At 60.5% G+C, this 5,456-nt stretch carries 4 protein-coding genes; 2 read left to right on the top strand and 2 right to left on the bottom strand.

What is annotated here, in order from left to right; all coding sequences use genetic code 11:
* Positions 1–45 precede the first annotated feature (45 nt).
* Together focA and pflB are read left to right on the top strand one after the other, a co-directional pair.
* Positions 46–894: a formate transporter FocA gene (focA, locus tag CAK78_RS08720; RefSeq protein WP_094697027.1), complete on the top strand. Its 849-nt coding sequence runs from the start codon at positions 46–48 to the stop codon at positions 892–894.
* Between the two features lie 41 nt (positions 895–935).
* Entirely contained in the window at positions 936–3,218 is a 2,283-nt protein-coding gene (pflB, locus tag CAK78_RS08715) for a formate C-acetyltransferase (RefSeq protein ID WP_094697028.1), read from the top strand.
* 123 nt (positions 3,219–3,341) lie between these two features.
* Here pflB and phnX read toward each other — a convergent pair whose 3' ends face one another.
* Positions 3,342–4,181, bottom strand: a complete 840-nt coding sequence (gene phnX / locus CAK78_RS08710) for a phosphonoacetaldehyde hydrolase (RefSeq protein WP_094697026.1) — start codon at positions 4,179–4,181, stop codon at positions 3,342–3,344.
* A partial coding sequence (locus CAK78_RS08705; protein ID WP_141214153.1) for an aspartate aminotransferase family protein occupies positions 4,174–5,456 on the bottom strand: 1,283 nt, incomplete at its 5' end. The genes phnX and CAK78_RS08705, both read right to left, overlap by 8 nt.

Below are 5,456 nucleotides of genomic sequence, written 5' to 3'. Positions count from 1 at the left end.
CCCTTTGTTATGATTTCCACAGGCAAAATATGCAGGTAACGAGAATTGAAAGCAGAATCTCCCTTTGATTGTCTCAAGCCAGAAGCCATCGCCGCACTGGCAGAAGATATCACCTATGCCAAGGCCACCAAGCCTGCACACAAGGTCATCCCCCTGGCCATCACAGCTGGCGCCTTCATCGCCATCGCTTTCGTCTTCTACATCACCGTCACCACGGGCTCAAGCGGCATGGCTTGGGGCATGTCCAAGCTGGTCGGCGGCCTCTGCTTCGCTCTGGGTCTGATCCTCTGCGTGCTGCTCGGCGCCGAGCTGTTCACCTCCACCACCCTGACTCTGGTGGCCAAGGCGGCGAATCGCATCAGCTGGGCCCAGCTGTTCAAGAACTGGGGTCTGGTCTACTTCGGCAACCTCATCGGCGGTCTCATCATAGTCGGTCTCATCATCATGTCGGCGGAGTACACGGCGGCAGATGGTCAGTGGGGGCTGAACGCCATGAAAGTGGCCCAGCACAAGATCCACCACACCTTCTTCGAAGCCGTGGCGCTTGGCATCCTCTGCAACCTCATGGTGTGTCTCGCCGTGTGGATGGCGTTCGGCGCCCGCAGTGCCACCGACAAGGTGATGGTCATGCTGCTCCCCGTCGCCATGTTCGTGGCCTCCGGTTTCGAGCACAGCATCGCAAACATGTTTATGATCCCGGTCGGCATCGCCATTCACAGCGTCGCAGGCCCGGAATTCTGGCAGGCCATCGGCCAGGACCCGGCGACCTTTGCCGACCTGACCGTATCCAACTTCGTCCTGCACAACCTCATTCCTGTCACCATAGGTAATATCATTGGTGGTGGCGTCATGGTTGGGCTGACTTACTGGTTTATCTTCCGTCGCCATCATTAAGGATGGCGGCAGACACATAAATACCTTGAGAGGTAATGAAAATGGCAGAACTTAACGAACAGTTCCAAAAAGCATGGGAAGGCTTCGCGGCCGGTGAATGGCAGACCTCTGTCAACACCCGTGACTTCATCCAGAAGAACTACACCCCGTATGAAGGTGACGAGTCCTTCCTGGCTGGCGCGACCGAAGCTACCACCAAGCTGTGGGACAAGGTCATGGAAGGCATCAAGATCGAGAACCGCACCCACGCGCCGGTCGATTTTGATACCGACCTGCCCTCCACCATTACCGCTCACGATGCCGGCTATATCGATCAGAGCCTGGAGCAAATCGTTGGTCTGCAGACCGACAAGCCGCTCAAGCGCGCCATCATCGCCAACGGCGGCATCAAGATGGTCAAGACCTCTTGCGAAGTGTACGGTCGTCAACTGGACCCCATGGTCGAGAAGATCTTCACCGAGTACCGCAAGACTCACAACCAGGGCGTGTTTGACGTCTACACCAAAGACATCCTGAACTGCCGCAAGTCCGGCGTCATCACCGGTCTGCCGGATGCCTACGGCCGTGGCCGTATCATCGGTGACTACCGTCGTGTTGCCCTGTACGGTATCGACTTCCTGATGACCGACAAACTGGCCCAGTTCAAGTCCCTGCAGGCTGACCTGGAAAACGGTGTCAACCTGGAAGCCACCATCCGTCTGCGCGAAGAGATCTCCGAGCAGCACCGTGCCCTGGCCCAGATGAAGGTGATGGCTGCCAAATATGGCTGCGACATCTCCGTACCGGCCAAGACCGCCAAAGAAGCCGTACAGTGGACCTACTTCGCCTACCTAGCGGCAGTCAAGTCCCAGAACGGCGCGGCCATGTCCTTCGGTCGTACCTCCAGCTTCCTGGACATCTACATCGAGCGTGACCTGCAAAAAGGCCTGATCACCGAGCAAGAAGCCCAGGAGCTGATGGACCACATGGTCATGAAGCTGCGCATGGTTCGCTTCCTGCGTACCCCGGAATACGATTCACTGTTCTCCGGCGACCCGATGTGGGCTACCGAGACCCTGGCTGGTATGGGCGTTGACGGCCGTACCCTGGTCACCAAGAACAGCTTCCGTATGCTGAACACCCTGTACACCATGGGCCCGTCCCCTGAGCCGAACCTGACCATCCTGTGGTCCGAGAAGCTGCCGGTCGGTTTCAAGAAGTACTGCGCCAAAGTATCCATCGAGACCTCTTCCGTTCAGTACGAAAACGACGACCTGATGCGTCCGGACTTCAACAACGATGACTACGCCATCGCTTGCTGTGTGTCCCCGATGATCGTCGGCAAACAGATGCAGTTCTTCGGTGCTCGTGCCAACCTGGCCAAGACCATGCTGTACGCCATCAACGGCGGTATGGACGAGAAGATGAAGCTGCAGGTGGGTCCGAAGACCGACATGATCACCTCCGAGTACCTCGAGTACAACGACGTGATGGATCGTCTGGATCACTTCATGGACTGGCTGGCCAAGCAATACGTTGCCGCGCTGAACATCATCCACTACATGCACGACAAGTACAGCTACGAAGCCTCTCTGATGGCGCTGCACGACCGTGACGTCTATCGCACCATGGCTTGCGGCATCGCCGGTCTGTCCGTGGCCGCTGACTCCCTGTCTGCCATCAAGTACGCCAAGGTCAAGCCGGTTCGTGACGAAGATGGCGTGGCCATCGACTTCGAAATCGAAGGCGAGTACCCGCAGTTCGGTAACAACGACGCTCGCGTCGATGACATCGCCTGTGACCTGGTCGAGCGCTTCATGAAGAAGATTCAGAAGCTGAACACCTACCGTGGTGCCGTGGCTACCCAGTCCGTGCTGACCATCACCTCCAACGTGGTGTACGGCAAGAAGACCGGTAACACTCCGGATGGCCGTCGCGCTGGTGCGCCGTTCGGCCCGGGTGCCAACCCGATGCACGGTCGTGACCAGAAGGGTGCCGTTGCTTCCCTGACTTCCGTTGCCAAGCTGCCGTTCGCTTACGCCAAAGATGGTATCTCCTATACCTTCTCCATCGTGCCGAACGCGCTGGGTAAAGACATGGAAGCCCAGAAAGCCAACCTGGCCGGTCTGATGGATGGTTACTTCCACCACGAGTCCAACCTGGAAGGCGGTCAGCACCTGAACGTCAACGTGATGAACCGTGAAATGCTGCTGGACGCCATGGAAAACCCGGAAAAATATCCGCAGTTGACCATCCGCGTATCCGGTTATGCCGTTCGCTTCAACTCTTTGACCAAAGAGCAACAGCAAGACGTCATCACCCGTACCTTCACCGCCTCTCTGTAATAGAGTCTTGGTGAACAAAAACCGGCGCTCAGGCGCCGGTTTTTTTTATGCCTGATAGTCAGGGAGCATGGCCTGAAAACCTGCCGGCAAGGCCGGCACTCCCCTTCTCTCACCCCGCCTTGCTCAGGGCCGCTCGCCGGCCGCCAGACGGCGGTTGATATCGGCAATGACCGGCGCGATGTCAGCCAGGGTGTCGATGACGTAGTGCGCCCCCGCCGCCCGCAGTCTGGCCTCGGCCGGTGCGCGCCGGGCGGCTATCTCCCCTTCACTCATAGCGCTGAACTCCTCCCAAGTGGCGCCGAACTCGTTGCCGGAGACCGACAATCCCACCGTCCACATGCCCGCGTTCAACCCTTCGCTGATACCCGGCACGGCATCATCCACCTTGATGCAGCGATGCACCGCGCTTACTCCGAGCTCAATCACGTTGGCCAGCGCCATCCAGGGGCCAGGGCGACCGCCCGCCTTGAGATCGTCGGTGGCGACCCAGTGATCCGGCCGATAGCCATGCTCGACCGCCGCCGGCACCAGCGCTTCCATTACCGGACGGGGGTAACCGGAGCAGGAGCCGATACGCAGCCCTTGTACGCGCAGAGCATCCAGCACCGGCAACACGCCGGGAATGGGGGCGGCAAAGCGGGTCACCGCGGCAATCTGCAGCGGCATAAAGGTGTGATAAATGTGGTCCACCTCGGCGTGGCTCATGGGGTGGCCGAAGCGAGCCTGCCAGCGCGAATCCACCGAGGGCAGACGGCCGAGCGCGGCGATATGATCCCACTTGCCCAGCCCCATGGGCTGGCGCGCCTCATCCAGGGTCACGGCAAAGTCATAGGCGCGGGCGAAGGCCTCGACGAAGATGGAAGTGGGGGCGAAGGAGCCGAAATCGACCACGGTACCGGCCCAGTCGAGGATCAGCGCCTCCACGTCGGTGGTCGGGTTGATGGCAATCTGCAAGTCAGTCATGGTGATCTTCCTGTTTCGGTGAAAGGGCGATCTCGCCGAGGGCGCGATCGAGAATGGCTATGGCGCGCACCAGATCGGCGCGGGCGATATTGAGCGGCGGCGAGAGCTGAATGACGTTGCCCTGGGAGACCTTGAAGCTGAGCCCAAGCTCCAGACAGCGGTAGAGCAGCCGCTCGGCGGCCTGGCTGTTGCGGGTGCGACTCTGGTGATCGACCACCAGATCGAGGGCCCACAGAAGGCCGATGCCGCGCACCTGTCCGATCAGCGGGTGACGCTCGGCAAGCGCCGCGAGCTCGCGCGCCATAAAGCGGCCATCCTCCTGCACCTTGGCCAGCAACCCCTCTTCACGGATGGTACTGATGGTGGCAAGAGCCGCCGCGCAGCCGATGGGGCTCTTCTCGTGGGTATAGTGACCGAGCGAGATGGCCGCCGCCTGATTGAAACGATCGCGAGTAATGAGCGCGGCAAATGGCACCACCCCGCCCCCCAGCCCCTTGCCAAGGCAGATGATGTCGGGCTCGATGCCGAACTCTTCAAAGCTGAACCAGTGGCCGGTGCGACCTAGGGCATTCGGGATCTCGTCGACGATCAGCAGCACCTTGTGGCGATCGCAGATCTCCCGCACCCGTTGCCAGTAGGCCCTTGAGGGCACCTGCACGTCGGTGTTGCGGATGGGCTCGGCAATAAAGGCGCCTATTCCCCCCTCCTTCTCGATGACGTACTCCAGATAATCGGCGTAGTGCAGGTCATCCCCCTCCCCGCGATACCAGACGCCGCGATAACGGGTGGGGGGCGGGATGCGCTCCACTCCGGCCATCAGCGGGCCCATGCCGGCGCGAAAACAGGCCTCACCGCCGACCGAGATGGCATCGAGGGAGGCGCCGTGAAAGGCATCCCAGAGGGACACCACCTTGCTGTTGCCGGTAATGAAACGGGCAAGCTTCAGAGCAATCCCCACCACCTCGCTGCCGCCGGGGGCGAACAGCACCCGGTTGAGGTCGCCTGGGGCCAGTTCGGCCAGGGTGCGGGCACAGTCGATGGCAACCTGATGGGTGTAACGGCGTGGCGCAAACGGCAGATCGGCGAGTTGCTGCTGCACTGCGGCCACCACCCTGGGGTGACCGTGGCCCAGCTGGTGGACGCTGTTGCCGTGAAAATCGAGATAACGCTTGCCCGATACGCTGGTCAGCCAGCTCCCCTGCGCGCGCGCAAGCAGATCGAGACAGGGGGTGGAGAGCGCCTGATGGAGGAAGTAGCGGCTATCCTCCGCCAATC

The sequence above is a fragment of the Aeromonas sp. A35_P genome (assembly GCF_002259925.1).
In the GTDB taxonomy this organism is placed as follows: Bacteria; Pseudomonadota; Gammaproteobacteria; order Enterobacterales; family Aeromonadaceae; genus Aeromonas; species Aeromonas dhakensis.
Note: the sequence above shows the minus strand (reverse complement) of the source record. Positions and strands in the feature narration are given on the sequence as shown.